Here is a 21,482-nt window from a genome sequence, read left to right on the forward strand (position 1 = left end):
TGAAAATACAGGTGGGGCGAGGGTAGAAATATTTTTCCTGAGTAGTCAGGAAACACGCTAAATTCGCTTTATAAGCATTTTTCATCCAAAGATGAAATTGTGGAAGCAATGTATCAGTTCCTCAGAGAACAGTCCAAGAAAAATGCCAATATAAAGGCTGTGGATTTCAGCCAAATTTTTCAAGGGAAAACTGCATACGAAGTATTGCAGGGAGTGGTGCAGGGTTATGTCAATATGAATCATCAGGAAAAACTGCTTACATTTTATAAGGTTATATATTCTGAGCGTAGCATTCAGCCGATGGCAGCCAGAATCGTTGCGGAAGAAACTGAGAGAATGATTATTGCAACAAAACAGCTATTTTATGCAATGGTGATACACAAGCTGCTTCATTTTGAAAATGCAGATATGAGTGCGGTCAGCTTTGCAATGACATCACGTCAAGGCAGGATGAAGAAGGTATTGTATGCAAGACAAAGATTGATGTTTGTGTAGGGACAGGATTTGGTTATAGTTGCAAGAGGGATAAGTATGATCCGACCTATTTATATACCTTGCCTTCAAAGCAGACGGCAGCCGGTGCAGTTGATATATTGTCCCACGTAATGGAGCAGTACTTCCAACCGAATGACGAGGCATATATCACAGATGTGCTCAGTGAAGCAGTAATGAAAGCCGTAATAAAATATGCCCGCAAGGCCATGGATGAGCCGGAAAATTACGAGGCGCGTTCCAATCTGATGTGGTCATCCACAGTAGCGCTGAATCATCTGCTTACCGTCGGAAAAGGTGGTGCATGGAGTGTTCATCCGATCGAGCATGTGATCAGTGCTTATTATGACATCACACACGGAGTTGGCCTGGCGGTACTGACACCTGCATGGATGAGCTATGTATTATCGGACATGACGGCACCCCGTTTTGCAAGATTTGCAAGAGAAGTATTTGGCGTAGAAGAGGCTGATAACCGGAAAGCGGCAGAGCTTGGAATCCAAAAGGTCAGAGCCTTCAATCAGTCACTTGAAATGCCGCAACTCTTTCTGAGGCGGGCGTACCGGAGGATTTATTTGATGAAATGGCATCAGAAGCAGTAAGGACAAGCACAATTGCCTCAAAGGCATACGTCAGGCTGGAGAGTTCTGATGTAAAGCAGATATTATTAAACTGCAAATAAGGAAGATAGTAATCCGGCATTCTTTTGATTTGGATGTAATGGAAGAAAAAAATAATATGAAATGTGAGATAGAGCGTATGGAAATAAACTATACGTTCTATTTTTGCCTTTTTGAGAAAAGGGATTAAATAACGATTGACATGACAATCTGATTTTAATCCTTTGTTCGTTTCTTTGAAAAAGATCGGGTGGAACTTTTGAAGCTGATGTGGCATAATCTTAGGGAGATTAAATCCATAAAAGTAGAGGAGTGTAGAGTTATGACGATTTTAAATCAGTTGAACAGCGCGCCCATGTACCTCATTTGCGGCGGTATTATTGCATTTGTGGCAGTCGTCTGTGTGATTTTCCTCATCAGAGCATATCAGGCGGGCAAGGCACTGGGAATGGATGAAACAAAAATGAAACGGACCATTATTTCAAGTGCAACCTTTTCGGTACTGCCGAGTATTGGAATTTTGCTGGGAGTCATTGCGCTTTCCGGAAGTCTGGGAACACCGTGGCCGTGGCTTCGTCTTTCCGTGATTGGAGCGCTTCATTATGAGACACAGGTAGCGCAGGCAGCAGCGGAGCAGGTGGGAATGACGACACTTTCTGCATCTGAAATGACAGCAACGTCATTTTCTACGATTGCTCTGTTGATGAGTATCTGTATTATGTGGGGCATGGTATTATCGATTTTCTTGAATAAGAAGTATACACAGAAGCTCACGAAGAATTCCTCCTCCGGCAAGTCGGGAACGGCCGGTTTTGCAGATCTTGCGATGACAGCAATGTTCATTGGACTTGTAAGTACCTACATTGGCCGTTACATCGGAGGCTTCATTTCTGAAAATGGTCTGTTTACCTTTCATGGTGATATCATTCCGCTTGTGGTTATGGTGGTTTCTGCACTGGTAATGGGAATCTTCGTATTTCTGTCTGAAAAGAAAAAGCTTGGCTGGGTAGACAGCTTTTCCATTGCGGGAAGTATGATTGCCGGTATGACAGCCGCTGTGATTGTCGGGCTGATCTGATAAGATAGATGAAGAAAAGCAGATACATAGAAGTGGATCACAATTTTAAGAAAGGGACAGGAGAATTATGGAAGAAAATAAAACAAGTACGTGGGAAGAATACCGGAAACGCACGCATGTAATCGGAAGAGTAGTAAGTGCCGTGACACTGGTTATGCTGGTAGGGGCACCGTTTTTGATGGGGAAAATTTTAGGAGCTTATCCGGATCTTGGAGCGGTGGCAAGAGCTTTTTTGTCCGTAGGACTGGTATGGCTGGTGAGCAGTGTGGCAGAGTTTTTGATCTACACACCGATGCTGGGTTCCGGTGGCGGATACCTTGCATTTATTACCGGTAATCTGATTAATATGAAGATTCCGTGTGCAGTCAATGCGCGTGATATGGTTGGAGCGAAGACCGGAACACCGGAAAATGAAATCATTTCTACAATTTCCATTGCAACCTCATCCCTTGTTACGATTCTGGTTTTGGCAGTCGGAGTCCTTTTAATGGTTCCGCTGCAGCCGGTTTTACAGAGTGAAGTATTGCAGCCGGCGTTTGAAAACGTGGTTCCGGCGTTATTTGGAGCGATGGCATATAAATATTACCGTAAGAATATGCATATCGCTGTATTCCCCCTTGTGTTGATGAGTGCGCTGTTTATTTTTGTGCCGGGACTGATCGGATCAACCAGCTTTATGATTATTCCGTCTGGTGCAGTTGCCATTCTGGTAGCGTGGATTTTCTTTAAGAAGGGAAAGAAGGAGAGAAAATCATGAAATATGTAGGATTGGTTTTACTGGGAATCCTTTTGATTATCATTTTATTGTTGCTGATTGCAATAGTCCGGACGCTTTTGATGCCGAAGAAAACTTCGAATTATAAGCCGGATGCAGATGAAAAAGAGGCACTTCGACTTGCCCAAAAGCTTTCCAAGATGGTACAGTGTGACACGACCTCACATGCCGGAGAGACGGAAATAGAGAAATATCTCGGATTTCATAAGGTTTTAGAGGAGCTTTTCCCGTTGGTACATAAAGAGCTTCAGAAAACCGAAATAGACGGAAATCTGTTATATTATTGGAAGGGAAAATCGTCCGAAAAGCCGATCCTTCTGATGAGTCATCAGGATGTCGTTCCGGCAGAGGGAGAGTGGATTCACGCTCCTTTTTCCGGAGATATTGCAGATGGTAAGGTATGGGGACGAGGCACGGCGGATACGAAGTGTACGGTAATGGCTTTTCTGGAGGCTGTGGAAGAACTGCTTGCGGAAGGCTTTGTGCCGCCGACGGACGTGTATCTGGCATCCTCCTGTACCGAAGAATGGGCAGGAGACGGAGCACCGAAGCTTGTAAAGGAACTGCAGAAAAGAGGAATCCGGCTGTTCCTTCTGTGTGACGAGGGCGGAGCTATCATTACGGAACCCGTTGGAGGAATTCCTGGAAACTTTGCAATGGTGGGTGTCTTTGAGAAGGGCAAGGCCGATGTGAAGTTTACTGCAAAAAGTAATGGAGGACATGCCAGCGCGCCGTCTAAGGGAACACCGATTGCACGCCTTTGTGCTTTTGTAAACGAAGTAGAGAAACATTCACCGTTCCAAAAGAAGATGCTTCCGGAGGTTTCTGCCATGTTTACTTCTCTGGCACCATATGCCTCTTTCGGGTTAAAGCTGGTGCTTGGAAATATGTGGCTGTTTAAGCCGCTCTTAAAAGCGGTACTTCCGAAGATCAGCGCACAGGCAGGAGCTATGCTGCAGACGACAATTGCATTTACCATGCAGTCCGGTTCCGATGCATATAATGTGATTCCGCAGGAAGCAACCCTTGGAGCCAATATGCGTTTTATTCCCCATCAGGGAGAAAAGGAAAGTCTTGAAATTATCAGGAATCTGGCTTCCAAATACGGTTTAGAGACGGAAATTATCCATTCCAATGACTATACAAAGCCCGTAGATATCCATGGTGAGGGCTATCGTCTGATGGAGCAGGTGATTGCACAGACCTTTCCGGGACTGCCATCCAGCCCTTATGTAATGACCGGGGCTACCGATGCACAGTTCTATAGTCCGGTATGTGACAACTGCATCCGCTTTGCGCCTGTGGTTTACGGACCGGAGCAGATGAAGGGCATGCATGGGCTGAACGAGTGCATGGAATATAACTGCCTGCCCGGCGCAGTGCAATTCTATAAGAATCTGATCTGCGCAGAGAAGTAGTTCAGGAAAGAGAGATATGACCAATTTAAAACACTGGACAAGCTGGTTCAAAAAAAAGACACCAGGCAAAAAGCTGTCCCCCAAAACAGGCAAAACAGAAGCTGGATATACCTATATCATGAGCGATCTGCACGGCTGTTTTGACGAGCTGAACGCGATGCTTGCAAAGATCGGCTTTTCGGATCAGGATAAGCTGATCCTGGCAGGAGATTATATTGACCGTGGAAGTCAAAATTATGAAATGCTATGCTGGATGGAGCAGGTTCCTCAAAATATCCTGCTGCTGCGCGGCAATCATGAGGAAGAGTTTTTATGTTATCTGGAGCTGCTTTTGGCAGTGCAGGAGAAGCGGCAGCTTGTGATCGATGAAAGCAGCAGCAAAGATCTGGAGCTGCTCTATCAGGAGACAAAGAACCTGATAGAGCAGCATAACCGGCAGGCAGACCAAATCCGGGTGTTCGATCATTACGGAACCCTGGAGGAGCTGATCACGGAACAGTGTATTTCCATGGCAGATCTGCGGCGGTGGGCAGCCAGGATGGAAGCAATGCCGTATTTTTGCAGATTTTCCCTGCCGGAGAGGGAATGTGTTGTAGTACATGCCGGATACCTGGAGCAGTTTCCGACAGCAGGTCTGACCGGAAAATATACCTGTGTCGAAGATTTTTATCTCCGGGCGCGGGAAGATGCGTATCTGGCAGGGGGAATCGAAAACGGGATGATCGTTGCGGGACATACGCCGACGCTATCCAAGGATTACATGATGTATAACGGCGGTCTGGTTTACCAGCATTATGATCCGCAGAAGAACTGTCTGTATTATGATATCGACTGCGGCTGCTCTTACCGTACTATTCGGGCAAACGCGCGGCTGGCGTGCCTGTGTGCGGAAACAGGAGCGATTTATTACTTGTAAAAAGCGTTCAAATAGTATAAAATCGGAAACGATAGGACTGCGAACAAAGGAGAACGGTAAAATGGCACTGAATAAAAAGCCTGTCACCGGTATGAAAGATATTCTGCCTGCAGAAATGCAGCTGCGGGATTACTGCATCAACGTGATTAAGGAAACCTACGGAAAATTTGGATTTACTTCTATTGAAACACCCTGTGTGGAATCCATTGGAAACTTAAACAGCAAGCAGGGCGGCGAAAATGAAAAACTGATTTTTAAAATTTTAAAACGCGGCGAGAAATTAAATCTTGCGGAAGCAAAAGAGGAGATGGATCTGGTAGACGGCGGTCTGCGTTATGACCTGACGGTTCCGCTGGTTCGTTTTTATGCAAATCATGCAAACGAGCTTCCGTCCCCGTTTAAGGCGCTTCAGATCGGCAATGTATGGAGAGCTGACCGTCCGCAGAGAGGTCGGTACCGTCAGTTTATGCAGTGTGATATTGATATTCTGGGCGAGCCTTCCAATCTGGCGGAGATCGAGCTGATTCTGGCAACGACTACGACCCTTGGCAAGCTCGGCTTTCAGGATTTCGTCATCCGCATCAATGAAAGAAGAATCTTAAAGGCAATGGCAGCCTACAGCGGCTTTGCAGAAGAGGATTATGATACGGTATTCATCATTCTGGACAAGATGGACAAGATCGGTGCAGATGGTGTAAAGGCTGAGCTGGTAGAGAGTGGTTTCGCAGCAGAAGCGGCAGACAAATATATGTCTCTGTTTGATGAGCTGACTGCAAACGGGAACAGCGTAGCATGGCTGGCAGAAAAGCTGGGGGATTTCCTCGAGCCTGAGGTTTCTCAGAACCTTTCTGAGATCATTGACAGCGTCCGCGCCACAAAGGCGTCTGAATTTGAGATCACCTTTGATCCGACTCTGGTGCGCGGTATGTCCTACTATACCGGAACCATTTTCGAAATTGCCATCCCTCAGTTTGGCGGAAGCTGCGGAGGCGGCGGTCGTTACGACAAGATGGTAGGCAAATTTACCGGAAAAGACGTTCCGGCGTGCGGATTTTCCATCGGCTTTGAGCGCATCATCCTGCTGATGATGGAAAACGGATTCCAGATTCCCGGACAGCCGAAAAAGATCGCATACCTGATCGAAAAAGGTGTATCCGGCGACCGCCTTTGCGAAGTGATCGCACAGGCGCAGGAAGCGAGAAAGAACGGCGATCAGATTCTGGTTGCGCGCATGAACAAAAACAAGAAGTTCCAGAAGGAACAGCTGACCAAAGAAGGGTACACGGATTTCGTAGAGTTTTATAAAAATCCGATCGAGAAACAATAGAATGCAGGCTCTGCGAGCATTCTGTTGTCATGAATCATTGCGTCAAAGCGCTGCGTGCCTGTTTGAGACGGTATTGGATGATTTAAGAAAATCTTAGGAAATTTTTCTGAAAAGAAACCGTTCCCTGTGATATCCTGTCGAGTATGGCAAACTGCCGGACAGGATATAAGGGAGCGGTTTTTTATATGACAAAAGAAAAAAGAAATTCGGAACCGGAGCTGAAATTGTGGGATAGCCCGGTGACGACGAAAAAATATACGAAGAACAGAAAAACAGGACAACTGGATCTTTTATGGGGCGAAGAACGGCCGCTGTTCGATGACTGGGATAACCGTATGGAGCAAAAAACGGCGCGTGCGCGGGATTGCCAGAGCTACAGCGACTTGGCGGTACGCCGTTCATCCGCTACGCAGTACGAACCGTCCATCCGCCGTCGTGCTACTGTACAATATGAAGCTCCTGCCAGGCGCCGCCCTGTACCGCCTGCTGCGCACAGGAAAAGGAGCTGCCGTCGTCGAACCCGCCTGCAGAAAGAATTGCAAAGCATTGCGGTTTATATTGCTGCGTTGCTGTTTTTAGTGCTGGCGGCGTTTGCGGTTTGGAAATTCGTCAGCATTTCGAAGAATCAGAGTACGGAAACCGGGGCGATTTCCCGGATTACCCAGATTCTGGAACAAAAAAAGTGCGAGAAACCGCCGATGGAAGAAGCACTCCTGACACCGAATCCATACTCCAGACCGCAGGATGCGCTTTCGACGGTTACGCAGCTGTATGTGCATTATACGGCGAATCCTGGGACATCTGCACGGCAGAACCGGGACTATTTCGAAGGACTGGCACAGACCGGGCTGACATCAGCTTCCGCACATTTTGTGATCGGATATGAGGGCGAGATTGTCCAGTGTATTCCGTTAAATGAGATGGCATATGCGGTGATTGGGGAAAACGACCACTCGATTTCCATTGAATGCTGCTATTTGGACCAGGACGGAAAATTTACGGATGCAACCTATCAGTCCCTGCTAAAGCTTTTGGGCTGGCTGATGGAGGAATACAATCTGGATGTTTCGGACGTAAAACGCCATTATGATGCGGGCGGAAAGCTCTGTCCGCTGTATTATGCGGAGCATGAGGATGCCTGGGAACAGTTAAAGCAGGATCTTTCCGACTATATTAGTGGGGAAAAAGTCTAAAAAAAGGTTTTCTATGAAAACGGTTTGTGCTAAAATAAACGCGACAAAAAAATCGCATAGACATAATAGCGGGTAAGGAGAAAAAATGAGCATCAGAATCGGAATTTTAGGATACGGAAACCTGGGCAGAGGCGTAGAGAGCGCAATCGCCCATAATGAGGATATGGAGTTAGTCGGAGTATTTACCAGAAGAAATCCGGAAAACGTAAAGATACGCACTGCAGGCGTAAAGGTGCTGGAAGCTTCTGAGCTGGAGCATATGCAGGATCAGATCGACGTGCTGGTTCTCTGCGGCGGAAGCGCGACGGATCTGCCGGCTCAGACCCCCAAATATGCAGCGGATTACAACGTTGTAGACAGCTTTGATACCCACGCAAGAATCCCGGAGCATTTCGCAGACGTTGACGCTGCTGCAAAAAAAGGCGGAAAAATCGGCATTATTTCCTGCGGCTGGGATCCTGGAATGTTCTCCTTAAACCGCTTATATGCAAACTGTATTCTGCCGGAAGGACAGGATTATACCTTCTGGGGCAAGGGCGTCAGTCAGGGTCATTCCGATGCGGTTCGCCGGATTGAGGGTGTAAAGGATGCCAGACAGTATACCATTCCGGTACCGGAGGCACTCGATGCGGTCAGAAGCGGCAAAAATCCTGAACTGACCACCAGACAGAAGCATACGAGAGAGTGCTTCGTTGTTGCCAAAGAGGGCGCAGATCTTGCAAAGATCGAAGAAGAGATCAAGACCATGCCGAACTATTTTGCAGACTATGATACAACCGTACATTTCATTTCTGAGGAAGAGATGAAGAGAGATCACAGCGGACTTCCCCACGGTGGCTGTGTCATTCGTACCGGCGTGACCGGAATGGACAACGAGCATAAGCATGTGATCGAATACAACTTAAAGCTCGATTCCAATCCGGAATTTACCGGTTCTGTTATCGTAGCTTATGCAAGAGCCGCTTATCGCATGAGCAAAGAGGGCATGAGTGGCTGCAAGACTGTATTTGATATCGCTCCGGCTTATCTTTCTTCCAGAAGTGCAGAAGACCTGCGCGCACATCTGCTGTAAAACGTAGCTCGAAAGGCTTTTTATCAGCGGCAGGGAAGGGGATAAAATTCCACTTTGCCGCAGGATGCTTTTCGCAGACAGAAAGGAGCGACCGGATGGTTCAAAACGGAAAAGTAAAAATTTATCTGGCGGATATCCGGCCGCTCCTTGATGAGACGATGCAGAAAAAGGCGCTCGCACAGCTGGATGAGGTTCGCAGACAAAAAGCATTGTCGTGCAGACAGACAAAACAGCGTGCGGCAAGTCTGACGGCAGGTCTTTTGGCAGAAGAGGCGAAACGCAGAAACGGATTTGACGGCTGTCCGGTGTGTTATACCAAAAACGGGCAGCCGTATCTTTTTATACAGGATGGGAGACGGGCATTTTTGAGCCTTTCCCATTCGGGAGATTATGCGGTGTGCGCTTTTTCTGACTGCCCGGTGGGCGTGGATCTTCAGCAAAGAACAAAGATCCGGCGCAGCGTTTTGCAGAAGTTTTATCTACAGGAACAGCTGGAGGCCTGGAAGAAACAGTTTGACAAGAAGGAAGAACTGTTCCTGTCAGAAGCAGAGACGGAGCGATTTTTACGGGAATGGACAGTCAAGGAAAGCTATGTCAAGCTGACCGGAACCGGGCTTTCGAGAGATTTGCGTGCACTGATGGTAGACTGGAACCAAAACAGGGTCGAGGAAGCAGACCGGCCTGGTTGGGGATCGAGGTTTTGTGAATACCCGGTTTTGGAGGATTATTTTTTATCCGCCTGCAGCTGCCCGGAAGAGGTGTGATGGTTTCTGTGCGGATACTGCCCGGGAAAGCCTTGAAACGCCGGAAGTTTTTATAAAAAACTTCTCTTATCGGAAAGTTTTTAGCTGACGGGGAATATACATGGGACATGAAGAAATGCAAAGCACTGTCTGCCGTCTGGCAGGCGGTATGCAGCAGGAGGCATGTCCATGGAAAAAAAGAAAACCGGAATTTCACAAACCGGTGCGCGGATGCCGGTTGTTTTGTTAAAAAGCCTGTTGGTGTCGTATCTTATGGCTGGGGCGCTGTTATTACTTCTGGCACTGTTGCTGTATCGGATGCAGCTTTCCGCACAGGCAGTGTCGATCGGAATTCTTGTAATTTATGCGGTGACAGCGGGACTTTCCGGTTGGCTTGCCGGAAAAGGAATGCAGGATCGGCGTTTTTTATGGGGACTTTTGACCGGGAGTCTGTATTTTTGTGTGCTGGCAGCTTTGACTTTGATAGTCAATCACGGTCTTCAGGATGTCGGTAATCACTTTTTTACTACACTGATGATCTGCAGCGGCGCGGGAATGCTGGGCGGAATGCTCAGCTGACGCCGGGAGAAGGGCAAAGACGCGGTTCATGACAATAGAATGTTCGCGGAGCGTGCATTCTATTGTATTGCGAATGGCGCGGGTAAACGGTAACATGAGTTCTGCCGCTTTGCAGCTCATTTTAAAAAAACACTTCCCCTATAGAAGAATCTATGCTATAATAAATTAAATTTCGAAAAGACGGCGCCTTTTTTGGCGTGACACATAAGGAGGTTATGTGAGATGAAGCACATCAAGACATTAACAACAAGAAACCTGAAGGAATCCATGAAGAAGGGCGGATGCGGCGAGTGTCAGACATCCTGCCAGTCCGCATGTAAGACATCCTGCACGGTTGGCAATCAGAGCTGCGAGAAGATGAAATAAGCAGACGACGCGACGAGATATAAGCAGCGATGCATATCGCTGCTTATTATGCGTTTAAGAGGAATACGAGAAACGAAAGGATTTTGGAAAGTGATACACCAGTATAAGAACAACGGCTACAATATCGTTATGGACGTCAACAGCGGCAGCGTGCATATTGTAGACGATGTGGTTTATGATGTAATCCCTCTGGCGGAACAGCTTGTTTCCGGCGGCATTCGGGATGTGGATACCGTGACAGCGGCAGTGGAAGCCTGTCAGAAGCTGACCTACAGCCACGACGAGGTGCGTGAGGCGGTAGAGGAGATTCTGGAGCTGGCGCAGGATAATGTCCTGTTTACAGAAGACATCTATGAAAAATATATCGGCAATTTCAAACAGCGCCAGACTGTAGTCAAGGCATTGTGCCTGCACATTGCCCATGACTGTAACCTCGCCTGTCAGTACTGCTTTGCAGAAGAGGGCGAATATCATGGCAGAAGAGCGCTGATGAGCTTTGAAGTCGGCAAGAAGGCGCTGGATTTCCTGGTAGCCAACTCCGGCAGCAGAGTAAATCTTGAGGTAGACTTTTTCGGCGGAGAACCGCTGATGAACTGGCAGGTTGTTAAGGATCTGGTTGCATATGGCAGAAGCCTGGAGGAGCCTCATAACAAAAAATTCCGCTTTACCCTGACGACCAACGGCGTGCTTTTAAATGATGAAATTATGGAATTTCTGAATAAAGAGATGAGCAATGTCGTTTTGAGTATCGACGGTCGGAAAGAGGTACATGACAGAATGCGCCCGTTTAGGGGTGGACAGGGCAGCTATGATCTGATTGTACCGAAGTTTCAGAAGCTGGCAGAGAGCCGTCACCAGACCAATTATTATGTACGCGGTACCTTTACCCATAATAATCTGGATTTTTCCGAGGATGTCAAGCATCTGGCAGACCTTGGTTTTGAACAGATCTCGGTAGAACCGGTTGTGACAGACCCCAAAGAGCCCTATGCATTGCGTCCGGAAGATGTTCCGCAGCTACTTGAGGAATATGACAAGCTGGCAGTCGAGCTGTTAAAGCGTCAGAAAGAGGGCAGAGGCGTCAACTTCTTCCACTTTATGATCGATTTAAGCGGCGGCCCGTGTGTGGCAAAGCGCCTTTCCGGCTGCGGCTCGGGTACAGAGTATCTGGCGGTAACACCCTGGGGCGATTTTTATCCCTGCCATCAGTTCGTCGGCAACGAGAAGTTCCTGATGGGCAACGTGGACGAAGGCATTGTGCGTCCTGACATCGTGGACGAGTTCAAATGCTGTAATGTTTACGCCAAAGAAAAGTGCAGAAGCTGTTTTGCAAAATTTTACTGCAGCGGTGGCTGTGCTGCCAATTCCTATAATTGTCACGGAAAGATCGACGACGTCTACGAGCTTGGCTGTGAGCTTCAGAAAAAGCGCGTGGAATGCGCGATTATGATAAAAGCGGCACTGGCCGACGAAGAAGAATAAGGAGTACGCAAAATGAGCAAGAAGAAAGGCATCATTACACTTGTCTGTGTGATCGCGTTTCTGCTGGCAGGTACCTGGACTGCGGTATTCGGACTGGATAGTGCAAAGACAGGCTCCGCTGCAAATATTAAGCAGGGACTTGATCTGGCAGGCGGCGTAAGCATCACCTATCAGGTGGTGGGAGACGAAGCACCCAGCTCGGAGGATATGGCAGATACCATATATAAGCTCCAGCAGCGTGTAGACAATTATTCCACAGAGGCGCAGGTATATCAGGAGGGCTCCGACCGGATCAATATTGAAATTCCCGGAGTAACTGACGCAAATGCGATTCTGGAAGAACTGGGTAAGCCCGGTTCCTTAACCTTCCTGGATAAGGACGGTAAGGAAGTATTAAGCGGTACGGATGTAGCAGATGCACAGGCAGCCTATCAGACCAATAGTATGAATAATCAGGAGCCTGTTGTATCTCTGACTATGACTGCAGATGGAACCAAAAAGTTCGCTGATGCGACAAAGGCAGCATATCCGAACCATGATGTTATTTACATCGTTTATGACAATCAGGTGATCAGTGCACCGTCTGTACAGGCGGAGATCACAGACGGCAAGGCAGTCATCAATGGCATGAGCTCCTTTGAAGAGGCGGAAAACCTTGCTTCTACCATCCGTATCGGCGGTTTGAAGCTGGAGCTGGAGGAGCTGCGTTCCAACGTAGTAGGCGCACAGCTCGGATCTGCAGCGGTCCGTACGAGCCTGATTGCCGGTGCAATTGGTCTTGCGATTGTTATTGTTTTCATGATCGCTGTTTACTGGATTCCCGGTGTTGCAAGCTCCATCGCACTGTGCATTTACACGGTGCTGGTTGTTCTGCTGCTGAATGGCTTTGATGTTACCCTGACCCTGTCCGGTATCGCAGGTATCATCCTGTCGATCGGTATGGCAGTCGATGCAAACGTTATTATTTTCGCCAGAATTCGGGAAGAAATCGCAACTGGCAAAACTGTAAAATCTGCGATTCAGATCGGTTTTAAGAAAGCGCTGTCCGCGATTATCGACGGCAACGTAACGACGCTGATCGCAGCTGTTGTACTGTACTTTATGGGTACCGGTACCGTCAAGGGCTTTGCCCAGACCCTGGCACTCGGTATCGTCGTTTCCCTGTTCACTGCGCTGGTTGTAACCAAGCTGATCCTGAACGCATTTTATGCGATGGGTATCCGCAATGAGAAATTCTATGGCCGTGCAAAAGAGACAAAGGTAATCGATTTCCTGGGCAAAAAGAAGATTTTCTTCATCCTGTCTGCAGTTGTCATCATTGCGGGCTTTGTGACAATGGGCGTGCATAAGGGCAATGGCGGCGATGCGTTAAACTACAGCCTGGAGTTCAAGGGCGGTACTTCTACCAGTGTAGAGTTTAACGAAGATATGAGCATCGAAGAGCTGGATGAAAAGGTCGTTCCGATCATCGAGGAAATCAGCAAGGATGCAAACGTACAGACCCAGAAGGTGCAGGGCTCCAATCAGGTTATCTTCAAGTCTGCAACGCTGGATGTTTCCCAGAGAGAAGAATTAAATTCCAGACTGGAAGAGGAATTTGGTGTAGATCCGGAGAAGATCACAGCAGAGACCATCAGCTCCACCATCAGCTCTGAAATGCGTACCGGCGCAGTATCTGCGGTTGTGGTATCTACCGTGTTGATGCTTCTGTATGTATGGTTCCGTTTCAAGGATGTCAGATTCGGTGCCAGCAGTGTAGCTGCACTGGTACATGACGTACTGGTGGTACTTGCGTTCTATGCGGCGGCAAGAGTTTCTGTCGGCAATACTTTCATTGCATGCATGCTGACGATTGTCGGTTATTCGATCAATGCGACCATCGTTATCTTCGACCGTATCCGTGAGAACATGACCTCTTATAAGACAAAGGAAGAGCTTGCGGCGATTGTAAACCGCAGTATTTCCCAGACACTGTCCAGAAGTATTTTCACATCCTTGACGACCTTTATTATGGTTGCAGTGCTGTACATCCTGGGCGTGTCCAGTATCAAAGAGTTTGCACTGCCCCTGATGGTCGGCATTGCATGCGGTACTTATTCCTCCATCTGCCTGGCGAGCGCGTTCTGGTATCTGCTGCGCACCAGAGTAGGCGGAAAGAAAGCAGAGAAGGATAAAAAGGCAGCAAAATAATGGCAAAATGGTACGTTGCCGCAAAAAAGGCGGATTTTAATGGCATCGGGCAGAGGTTTTCCATCAGCCCGGTGCTGGCCCGCGTCATACGAAACCGGGACATCGAAGGAGATGAAGCAATTGAAAAATATCTCCACGGCACGATCCGGGATCTGTATGATCCGGCATTTTTAAAAGGAAGCCGTGAGGCGGTGCTGCTGCTGAAGGATAAAATCAAAGGACAGATGCCGATTCGCGTCATCGGAGATTATGATGCGGACGGCATCTGTTCTTCTTATATCTTGAAGCGCGGTCTGGAAGCCTGCGGCGCGGTGGTGGATACGATGATTCCACACCGCATGAGGGATGGTTATGGTTTAAACGAACATCTGGTAGACGAAGCTTACGCAGATGGGATCGACACGATTCTGACCTGCGATAACGGCATTGCAGCGTATGCACAGATTGAGCAGGCAAAAAAATACGGAATGACTGTGATTATTACGGATCACCATGAAATTCCATATGAGGAAGAACCCCTTGCAGAGCCGGATCCGGAAACAGGAGAGACATCCAGACGGCGGTATAAAATTCCGCCTGCAGATGTGGTCATCGACCCGAAGCAGCCGGGAGACACTTATCCGTTCCAGGAGATCTGTGGTGCGGTCGTTGCATTTAAACTGATGCAGCTTTTATTTGCAGAGTTCGGCTTTGACGGGATTTCAACAGATTTGACATCCGGAAAAAGAAGCCTGTTGGATGAACTGCTGGAATTTGCGGCGTTTGCAACGATTTGCGACGTTATGCCGTTGCGGGAGGAAAACCGGATTTTGGTGCGGCACGGGCTGGAGCTGATGAAACAGACGCAGAATGTCGGATTGCATGCGCTGATGGAGGTCAACCAGATTTTACCCTGGCAGGATGGAAAGCTGGGGGCATTTCATATCGGCTTTGTGCTCGGCCCGTGCCTGAACGCCTCCGGGCGTCTGGACAGCGCGCAGCGCGCGATGGAGCTTTTGGACAGCAAAACAAGAGAAGCTGCGGTAGCGCAGGCAGCATTTTTGAAGCAGTTAAACGACAGCCGGAAAGAAATGACAGAGGAATATGTCAAAATAGCGGTAGAGATGATCGAATCCGGCCCCTTAAAGGACGACCGTGTTCTGGTTGTTTTCCTGCCGGACTGCCATGAGAGCATCGCCGGTATCATCGCAGGAAGAATCCGGGAACGCTATTATCGCCCGACCTTTGTGCTGACCAGAGGCGAAGAGGGCGTAAAAGGCAGCGCGCGTTCGATTGAAGGTTATCATATTTATGAAGAAATGACGAAATGCAGCAGCTTTTTCACCAAATATGGCGGGCATAAGATGGCGGCGGGGCTTTCCATGCGGGAAGAGGATGTGGAGCCGTTCCGTCAGAAAATCAATGAAATATGTACGCTGACGGAGGACGATCTGCAGGAAAAAATTCATATCGATGTTCCAATGCCGGTATCTTATGTATCGTTTAGGCTGGTGGAGGAGCTGGAATTGCTGGAGCCCTTTGGAACAGGCAATTCGAAGCCGGTATTTGCACAAAAAGATCTGAAGTTTGTTTCGGCTCGTGCACTCGGCAAAGCAGGAAATGTGCTTCGTTTTACGGTGGAGGACAGCGAGCAAAAACGCTGGGAGATGATGTATTTTGGTGGAAAGGACAATTTCGAAGCCTATGCGGCGGAAAAATACGGACAGACTGCGCTGGACGGACTGTACAGCGGAAAAGGCAGTCCGCTGTATTTTGACGTCGTGTATTATCCGGGCGTCAATACCTGGCAGGGAAATACGAAGCTGCAGCTTGTGATGCAGCAGTACCGGTAACAGAGCCGCGCGATGGTGGCGAAAAGCTGATATTTTTTGACAACGCGAAATGGATTTTAGACGCAGTTTATAACTTTTAAGAAGCTTTTTAGAAACTGTACACAAAATGCTCACAATTTTCGGGTATCATAGATTTCAGATAGTAGAACAACTCACTATCTCCCCCCTCATAAGAAAGTGAAAGCTCTGCATGAAAAATGCAGAGCTTTTCACTTTCTTTTTTTTATGCTACACTGAAACAGGAGCCTAGTGTGAAAAATAAGCGTGATCGCTTATTTTTCACACAGCTATTTGTGCCGCAGGCGTCACAAAGTAGCTATTATCGCAGAACAGAACTGGAAGTTCTGCTCGCGATTCCTTCGGCGCAAAGCGCCTGCGGAATGGAGATTTTTATGACATATGGGATATTTGGATGGCAGGCAGGAGAAAAATCAGAAAGCAGGGAGAGGCAAGATGCGCTCTGAATGGATAAAAAAGGCGGCTGCAGCATTGCTGGCAGCCCTTTTACTGGAACTGATACCGTGTCAGTTCTCGTTCTGGACGACGGTGACAAAAAAAACAGAGGATCTGACTGCGCGGGCGGAAATTCTCGCGGGTTATACGGCGATCGAGGAGCTGGATCAGGACGTGGCGAGCGGCGCTGCGGCAACGCCAGGCGATCAGACAACGGAAGGCGGCAGTGCACTGTACCTGCTTGACGGCAGCTACCTGGATGACGCGGGCTATCTGCATGTCCCGGACGGCAGCCTGACGCTGCGGGTAAAAAATTATAAAGGCTCGCTGCAACGGATTTTTTTGAATCTGGATTTTTTGTACAATCAGCCTGTTCTGGCAGAGGTATTTGCACGGGACGAGGGAAACAGCTATCCTTATATCCTGGGCGACGGGCGAATTTTGCTGCAGTCGGTTCCGGAAAATCGGTATTTAAAGGTGTATCCGTATGGACAGGTGTCGGATTTCTATATCCGCATCCAGACGGCGGACGCCTCTGGAAATGCTGCCGCAGGAAGCTATGGCGAGCTGGTTGTAAAATACCAGGGATTGACTGCAAATGGAACGATTCCATTCCACTTTCGAGCGGGACGCTTTGTGGTTTTGTGGGCGGCTGTGTTTGGAATGCTTTTGCTGAAAAAAGACAGCAGGCTGCATCAGATCAGCTTTGACGCGCAGGATGCGCGCGGTCGTCAAAAGCGGTTTGTAGTTGTATTGGGGTTTACAGCAATATTGCTGGCAGGGGCATTTTTCTCCGTCCGCATCAATCCGGCATGTCGACAGAACTTGGCAGTGCATCACGCACAGTACCAGGAGCTGGCAGAAGCACTTTCGGAGGGGAAAGTCAGTGTCGGGGATGCAGAAGAAGCGCTTTTAGCAATGAAAAATCCCTATGATACCATCGCACTGCAGGCGGCGGGAATCGGCTATCGGGCGGACTATGCCTATTACAATGGGAAATATTATGTGTATTTCGGTATTGTCCCAGTGCTGCTATTGTATTTGCCCTATTATCTGCTGACGGGGGGCGCGCTGCAAAACTATGTGGCGGTATTTGTCTTTTTTGTAGGATTTATCATTGCGGCGGCTGGGTTTGTCTATGAACTGATGAAACGGTATTTTAAGGAGCAGCCCTTTTATCTGTGGGCGGTAGGAACCGGGATGCTCGTCGGAAGCTATTCGATGTTTTATCTGTTAATTCGACCGGATCTTTACCATGTGCCGATTATTGCGTCCGCGATGTTTGCAACAGGGGGACTCTGGCTGTATCTGGCAGGGCTGAACCGTCCGAAAAAAGCGGTGGGGCTGTATGCGTTTGGCTCTTTCTGTATGGCTCTCACGGCAGGATGCCGACCCCAGTTTATCCTGTTTGCAGCACTGGCGGTTGTTTTGTTCTGGGAGAGGGTCTTTGTAAAAAGGGAGCTGTTTTCAAAGAAGGGCTGGAGACAGACAGCTGCGCTTGTTGTGCCCTATGTGCTGATTGCGGCCGGACTGATGGCGTATAATGCGCTGCGGTTTGGCTCCCCCTTTGATTTTGGTGCGTCCTATAGCATGACGAGCAACGATATGACACACCGCGGCATGAATTTGGAGCGGATTTTGTATGGAATCTGGTATTTCCTGTTCGAGCCGATGCAGCTGGAAGGAAAGTTTCCGTATTTGCAGAGCGCGTCGATTGCGACGGATTATCTCGGAAAACTGGTAACGGAAAGTTGGTTTGGCGGGATTTTCGCCTGCAGTATGCTGACCTGGGGGATTTTTTTGCTCGGCAGACTCAAAAAAAGCGGTGTACTTTCCAAAGAACTGACGTGGTTTTGCTGCGTTTCCCTTGCAGCAGCGCTTGTGATTGGCTGTGTGGATGCAAACGGCGCGGGAATTTTGATCCGCTATGGCTGCGACGTGTCCTTTGGCATCTTTTTGGCGGCGGTTGTGGCAGTGCTTGGGGCAGCGAAAGCGGCGCGGCAGAAAAAGGTCTATGGCCTGTATGTTGCCTGGCTGCAGGCAGCGATTTTCTTTCAGGCAGCGGTGTTGTTTCTGATTTTGGTCAATAAGGACGGCAGCATCAACCTGCAGACCGGAAACCCGGCGTTATATGAAACGATCCGGGCAGCATTGCGATTTTAAAACCTGAATTTTTCTGTATTTGAAAGGAATAAATGAAAGAAGAAAACAATGACTCAGAGAAAAGCTTTTCTTACGAAGGAACAGAGCCTGATGCTGCGCGGAATTGCCATTTTCCTGGTTCTGATTAGCCATTATGCAGTGTGGATTGGGGAGATATTTCACAGCGATCTGCTGGAATATGGGCTGGGCAGGTTCGGTGTTTACGGTGTGGATTTATTTTTTGCAGTGTCCGGCTACGGGCTGGTCAAAAGTGTTGGGAAAAAGAGAATCAACGGAACATTTTTGTGGAAACGTTTTAAAACTGTCTATTTACCGTATCTTCTGATTGTGGGACTGATTACGGTCTATGACGGTGGAATTTTGGGAATGACAGGATGGGTTTCGTTCCTGACCGGGGCAGAGTATTGGTATATCCGAAATATTCTGGTCTTTTATCTGGCGTTTTACGTTGTTTACCGGCTTTCTGACAGATCGTGGGTGCGGATGCTTTTGATGGCACTCTGCCTGACGGCGTATTTCGGACTGCTGATCTGGCAGGGACGCGCGCTGTTCTGGTACATTTCCAATGTTACATTTTTGTTTGGAATGCTGCTTGCGCAGTACGAAAGGCAGCTGTTAAAGGCGGCGGGGTTTTTGTATCCGTTACAGCTTCTGGCACTGGCGGTCGGAATGTATTTTGTCGTCAAAACGGAACTGGCAGGCTATACCGTGATCCCTCCGCTGGAAGAAAAAATCCGCAGCGGTCTGCTTGCAGGGCTGATCTGGACGTATCTGATGGTGCAGGGCTGCGCATTTTTGCATGAGAAAATCCGGTGGTTGGAAGCAGTGGGCAGCTTTTCGCTGGAGCTGTATCTGTGCCATATGTTTGTGTTTTACCGCGTTGTCAATGACTGGCTGCCACAGCAGGAAAATGTTGTGCAGATCGTGGCTGCCGCCACAATTGCAGTTGCGCTCGCCTGGGTAATCCATATGCTGTTTGATCTGTTATGGAAAGCGGCGGCCGCGCTGAGTGGGAGATGAGTGTGGAAGGAATTATGCTTACTTATCATAAAACAACAGAAGAAGAAAAATATGTGATTACGGAGTGGAAATATCCTGGAGAATATGCAGTGTATGATTCTACACCGTATGAGGAACAGAAAAAAAGAGGCTTTGGGTTTGCCAATCCTGCGAACCATTTTTACTCTTTTTATGATGAAACGGCGCTGGTCGGTTTTATCAATTTATACGAAGAGGAAACAGAAATCTTTTTCGGAATCGGCGTAAATCCTGACTGCTGCGGCGAAGGCTATGGGCAGCAGATGACGAAAACCGCCTGTGAAATATCGAAAGAACTGTTTGGGAAAAAGCCACTGTATCTGGAGGTCCGGACATGGAATAAAAGAGCGGTCAGCTGCTATCAAAAGGCGGGCTTTGTAATCAAAGGTGAGCCGATCCGTCAGACGACGTCAGCCGGGGAAGGTGTATTTTATCATATGGTGCAGGAAAATAAATGAGTTGTCAGATTTATGGTATGACAACAATAGAATGCACGCTCTGCGAGCATTCTATTGTCATGAATAAAAGAGCTTTTGATTTTCGTCGATATTTGGTATGATGGATATACAATGCAGAAGACATAAAAACCACCAGTCCTGCACTCGGGGCGGAAATGAGAGGGAGCATGAAAAAAAGAAACAAAAAAACGGCAAAAATTTTGGCTGCAGTTCTGACGGCAGCGCTTGGGGTATGCGTGCCGGAGATGACGCTGCAGGCGGCAGAGACACTGACATCCGTACAGATTCAGATGCCGGGTTTTGTGGTGGAGCAGTTCAGTGCGCCGAGACTGATGAATGTGACAAAAAATGCTGTTGTCCGGACGCTGCCGGACCATAACGCGGAAAAGCTTACGTCCGTGACGGCAGGAAATACCGTTTGGGGCTGGGGCCAGACCAACACCGGTTGGTATTTTGTACAGGTTGGCAGCCAGATTGGCTATGTCCGTTATGAAGCGGCAGCGTATGCGACGCAGGATCAGATCACTGCGATACAGGCTCAGGCAGCCACAGCAGCGCAACAAGCCGCAGCAGCGCAGGCTCAGGCGGCCCAGCAGGCGCAGATCGCGGCAGCAGCTGCAAATCAGCCGGCAGTGGCGGCAGGAATTGTCTTCATTGGGGATTCCCGGATGGTGACGCTCAAGGATGCGGTAGAGCGCAACTTGGGCAGCTGCGCGGCAGCAGTCGTTGCCAAAAACGGAAGCCGGCACGAATGGCTGCACGACACTGGGATCCCGCAGGCGGACAAGATCATCGGCAAAGGCAGCAGAGTTATCATCAACATGGGCGTCAACGATCTTTCCGATGCGGATAAATATGCAAAGGATGTCAATTACTGGGCGGCAGTCTGGAGTGCAAGGGGCGCGCAGATTTATTATGCGTCTGTCAATCCGGTCTGGGCAAACAGCTATGGGATGACGGAAGAACGCGTAAAATTGTTCAACGACCGCTTAAAAGGACAGCTGATTCCGCAGATTATCTGGCTGGACAGCCACGATTACCTGATGAGCGTCGGTGTCCATGCGTCGGACGGCGTACACTATAAGGACGATACCAATCTCGTACTGTATCAGTATTACCTGAGCATGATCGGCGCGATTTAAACAGTTATTTATAAAAAGGCGTGTGGAAACGATTGTTTAGTTTCACATGCCTTTTTTGTAAAACTGCCATATAATCGAAAATTATAGAGAAAAACACCTGTGTTTCACGTTCTAAAGGATAATTCTAGGACACATAATAATTTAC

Annotated in this window: 19 protein-coding genes; all 19 read left to right on the forward strand. The window is 48.3% G+C overall.

What is annotated here, in order from left to right; translation table 11 throughout:
- Positions 1-99: 99 nt before the first annotated feature.
- The 19 genes from ACLTOQ_RS04835 (at position 100) to ACLTOQ_RS04925 (ending at position 21,337) form a co-directional block, all read left to right on the forward strand.
- Positions 100-495 (forward strand): hypothetical protein, encoded by a 396-nt coding sequence (locus ACLTOQ_RS04835; protein WP_412318927.1) that lies wholly within the window; start codon positions 100-102, stop codon positions 493-495.
- Positions 480-1,094 (forward strand): iron-containing alcohol dehydrogenase, encoded by a 615-nt coding sequence (locus ACLTOQ_RS04840; RefSeq protein WP_412319050.1) that lies wholly within the window; start codon positions 480-482, stop codon positions 1,092-1,094. Before ACLTOQ_RS04835 ends, ACLTOQ_RS04840 begins: the two co-directional genes overlap by 16 nt.
- Positions 1,095-1,434: 340 nt before the next feature.
- On the forward strand, positions 1,435-2,190 hold the full coding sequence (locus ACLTOQ_RS04845; protein WP_412318928.1) for a DUF5058 family protein: 756 nt from the start codon (positions 1,435-1,437) through the stop codon (positions 2,188-2,190).
- 67 nt (positions 2,191-2,257) lie between these two features.
- Complete coding sequence (locus tag ACLTOQ_RS04850; RefSeq protein ID WP_337598923.1) at positions 2,258-2,947, forward strand: hypothetical protein; 690 nt, start codon at positions 2,258-2,260, stop codon at positions 2,945-2,947.
- Positions 2,944-4,383 (forward strand): M20/M25/M40 family metallo-hydrolase, encoded by a 1,440-nt coding sequence (locus tag ACLTOQ_RS04855; protein ID WP_412318929.1) that lies wholly within the window; start codon positions 2,944-2,946, stop codon positions 4,381-4,383. Before ACLTOQ_RS04850 ends, ACLTOQ_RS04855 begins: the two co-directional genes overlap by 4 nt.
- A gap of 16 nt (positions 4,384-4,399) precedes the next feature.
- The gene (locus ACLTOQ_RS04860; protein ID WP_412318930.1) at positions 4,400-5,299 is read left to right on the forward strand and encodes a metallophosphoesterase; all 900 of its coding nucleotides are present in this window, start codon (positions 4,400-4,402) and stop codon (positions 5,297-5,299) included.
- Between the two features lie 61 nt (positions 5,300-5,360).
- Positions 5,361-6,626 (forward strand): histidine--tRNA ligase, encoded by a 1,266-nt coding sequence (gene hisS, locus ACLTOQ_RS04865; protein WP_118497384.1) that lies wholly within the window; start codon positions 5,361-5,363, stop codon positions 6,624-6,626.
- A 185-nt stretch (positions 6,627-6,811) separates the two neighbouring features.
- Positions 6,812-7,819, forward strand: a complete 1,008-nt coding sequence (locus ACLTOQ_RS04870; protein WP_412318931.1) for an N-acetylmuramoyl-L-alanine amidase family protein — start codon at positions 6,812-6,814, stop codon at positions 7,817-7,819.
- Positions 7,820-7,904: 85 nt separating this feature from the next.
- Positions 7,905-8,891: a diaminopimelate dehydrogenase gene (locus ACLTOQ_RS04875; RefSeq protein ID WP_337598115.1), complete on the forward strand. Its 987-nt coding sequence runs from the start codon at positions 7,905-7,907 to the stop codon at positions 8,889-8,891.
- A 95-nt stretch (positions 8,892-8,986) separates the two neighbouring features.
- A complete protein-coding gene (locus tag ACLTOQ_RS04880) occupies positions 8,987-9,655 on the forward strand; it encodes a 4'-phosphopantetheinyl transferase family protein (protein WP_412318932.1) in 669 nt (222 codons plus the stop codon).
- A gap of 168 nt (positions 9,656-9,823) precedes the next feature.
- A complete protein-coding gene (locus ACLTOQ_RS04885) occupies positions 9,824-10,213 on the forward strand; it encodes a TIGR04086 family membrane protein (protein WP_262586583.1) in 390 nt (129 codons plus the stop codon).
- Positions 10,214-10,435: 222 nt separating this feature from the next.
- A complete protein-coding gene (gene scfA, locus ACLTOQ_RS04890) occupies positions 10,436-10,579 on the forward strand; it encodes a six-cysteine ranthipeptide SCIFF (RefSeq protein WP_021916040.1) in 144 nt (47 codons plus the stop codon).
- A gap of 90 nt (positions 10,580-10,669) precedes the next feature.
- Positions 10,670-12,061 carry a thioether cross-link-forming SCIFF peptide maturase gene (scfB, locus tag ACLTOQ_RS04895; RefSeq protein WP_021916041.1) on the forward strand — a complete coding sequence of 464 codons (1,392 nt, stop codon included), beginning with the start codon at positions 10,670-10,672 and terminating at the stop codon, positions 12,059-12,061.
- A 12-nt stretch (positions 12,062-12,073) separates the two neighbouring features.
- The gene (gene secD / locus ACLTOQ_RS04900) at positions 12,074-14,251 is read left to right on the forward strand and encodes a protein translocase subunit SecD (RefSeq protein WP_308727754.1); all 2,178 of its coding nucleotides are present in this window, start codon (positions 12,074-12,076) and stop codon (positions 14,249-14,251) included.
- Entirely contained in the window at positions 14,251-16,083 is a 1,833-nt protein-coding gene (locus ACLTOQ_RS04905; RefSeq protein ID WP_412318934.1) for a single-stranded-DNA-specific exonuclease RecJ, read from the forward strand. The genes secD and ACLTOQ_RS04905 overlap by 1 nt, the downstream gene beginning before the upstream one ends.
- A 399-nt stretch (positions 16,084-16,482) precedes the next feature.
- A complete protein-coding gene (locus ACLTOQ_RS04910; RefSeq protein WP_412318935.1) occupies positions 16,483-18,699 on the forward strand; it encodes a hypothetical protein in 2,217 nt (738 codons plus the stop codon).
- Positions 18,700-18,747: 48 nt separating this feature from the next.
- Entirely contained in the window at positions 18,748-19,719 is a 972-nt protein-coding gene (locus ACLTOQ_RS04915; protein ID WP_412318936.1) for an acyltransferase family protein, read from the forward strand.
- A gap of 2 nt (positions 19,720-19,721) precedes the next feature.
- Positions 19,722-20,195 carry a GNAT family N-acetyltransferase gene (locus ACLTOQ_RS04920; RefSeq protein WP_412272035.1) on the forward strand — a complete coding sequence of 158 codons (474 nt, stop codon included), beginning with the start codon at positions 19,722-19,724 and terminating at the stop codon, positions 20,193-20,195.
- Positions 20,196-20,362: 167 nt separating this feature from the next.
- Complete coding sequence (locus tag ACLTOQ_RS04925) at positions 20,363-21,337, forward strand: hypothetical protein (protein WP_412318937.1); 975 nt, start codon at positions 20,363-20,365, stop codon at positions 21,335-21,337.
- Positions 21,338-21,482: the final 145 nt, after the last annotated feature.

This window comes from Gallintestinimicrobium sp. (genome assembly GCF_046968865.1).
GTDB lineage: Bacteria > Bacillota > Clostridia > Lachnospirales > Lachnospiraceae > Gallintestinimicrobium > Gallintestinimicrobium propionicum.